At 46.7% G+C, this 1913-nt stretch carries 2 protein-coding genes and 2 pseudogenes; all 4 read left to right on the top strand.

Annotated features, from left to right (window positions below; genetic code table 11):
• Positions 1-220 (top strand): annotated as a pseudogene (locus tag P378_RS19420) (IS21 family transposase); the annotation flags it as partial.
• A gap of 77 nt (positions 221-297) precedes the next feature.
• On the top strand, positions 298-603 hold the full coding sequence (locus P378_RS05495; RefSeq protein ID WP_099082550.1) for a hypothetical protein: 306 nt from the start codon (positions 298-300) through the stop codon (positions 601-603).
• A 353-nt stretch (positions 604-956) separates the two neighbouring features.
• Positions 957-1384: pseudogene (locus P378_RS21085) on the top strand (ATP-binding protein).
• Positions 1380-1604: an ATP-binding protein gene (locus tag P378_RS21075; protein WP_338013844.1), complete on the top strand. Its 225-nt coding sequence runs from the start codon at positions 1380-1382 to the stop codon at positions 1602-1604. The pseudogene P378_RS21085 and the gene P378_RS21075 overlap by 5 nt, the downstream one beginning before the upstream one ends.
• The last annotated feature ends 309 nt before the right edge of the window (positions 1605-1913 follow it).

Below are 1913 nucleotides of genomic sequence, written 5' to 3'. Positions count from 1 at the left end.
TGTCGGCTTCGTAAAAAAGAATTTCTCACGCAACCGCGTTTTCTACCATATCGACAAGCTTAACGAAGAATGCCGGGCCTGGCTTGACCGTACCGGCAACGGGAAGATGCACAACACCATAAAGAAAATACCGGCCCAGGTGTTTAGCGAAGAACGCAGGCACCTGACGCCGGTAACAGAAAAATCGAAGTACAAAAAACAACTGTTACCGGCAGTATAGCAGTTTCTGTTAGAAAGAACAATACCATTGTTTACAAGGGCAACCGTTACAGTGTGCCACTGGGAACTTTTAAAGACATGAAAAGCTTTGTCTATCTCGACCTGTCAGAGGCTGATAACCTTAAGATCATTGACCCGCAAACCGGTGAGGTTATCGCCCGCCACCTCGTCTGCAGAGATAAAGGAAAATTAATCAAAAACAACAATCACGGGCGGGACAGGAGCCGGAAAATACAGGAGCTAATCAACCACTTCRTTGAAGAACATCACGATCTGCCTGAATTAGGAGCCTTTTTAGATGGTATCCGTTCCGCCAAACCCCGGTACGTAAGAGACCAGCTGCAGCTTATCCAAAGCACGCTCCAGGATATGATAAGTCAGTAATTGAAAGAGCGCTTCACTATTGCTTAAAGAACAGGCTTTACAGCGCCAGCGATTTTGGTGATGCGGTGGGTTACTTCCGGCAAAACGCCAGCTTGGTACTGAGCCGTTTTCGAGTGCGGAGATTAAGACCGTTGACCCGGAAAACAGCTACAAATTAAAAATTAAGCCGGAGGTGCGGGATCTAATTAACTATAAATTTTCACACACAGGAGGCGTTTAATGGAGCCCGGTCTATCCCTTATCAAACAACATCTAACTACGTTGAACATACCGGCGGCGGCCGGCATCTTGGATGAGCTGTTGCTGGAGGCTCAAAAAAGGATTTAACCTGCCAGGAATTTCTCTACCAGTTAGTGGCCCATGAAGTAAACACCCGGGAAAAACGCCGCCTGGAAAAACAGCTCAAATGGGCGGCCTTTCCGGAATACAAGACCCTTGAGACCTTTGATGTCCGCGAGCAAAGATCTTTAAGCCAGAAGCAGCTGAATCAGCTTCAAGAATTACACTGGCTGGAGCAGGCTTACAATCTCCTACTACTTGGCCCGCCGGGCGTCGGTAAGTCGCACCTGGCAACTGGACTGGGCATAGAGCTGTCCGGCGTGGCTACAAAGTCCATTTCACCGGCATGGAAGAACTTGTGGGACTGCTTAAAACCCAGGAGATTACCCGTTCTTCCCGGGCTAGGATAAAAAGGCTAACCACCTCTGACCTGGTCATTATTGACGACTTGATGTTCATGCCATCGACCGCCAGGAAGCCAATCTTTTTTCCAGCTAATTAACAAGCTTTACGGTCAGACCTCTTTAATCATTACTTCCAACAAGGGGCCTGAGGAATGGGGAGAAATTCTGGGTGATCCGGCCATCACCACGGCCATTTTGGACCGTATTCTTCACAAGAGTGAAGTCCTGGCTTTAACCGGAAACAGCTACCGGCTTAAGCATAGGCAAACCATCTTCGGGCCTTTACAGCCTGATATTATCAAAACACTCAAAGAGTGATTTATGAGGCAACCATTTTTGGAATTTACTAGGTGTTAAAAATTATTTATCGAAATTTGTTCATTTCTACTTGACGGTCACATGTTATTGACATGGACGGGAAAATTAATGGGCTACTTGGTTTAGATTTACTAATGAAAGCAGGAGTTATAATAGACATGAAAAATTTATTATTGTACGAAGGAATTTAGGTGGTGCTTTATAAAATATCAGGTTTTCTCCTATAAGAATGTCACCAACGGGAGTCGGCCTGCCGGGGCACCGGCGCGAGGCTAGGAGAACAAGGGAGCCCCCGGAGGTTCCATTCCC

This window comes from Desulforamulus profundi, from assembly GCF_002607855.1.
This window is presented reverse-complemented; position numbering and strand designations above follow the sequence as displayed.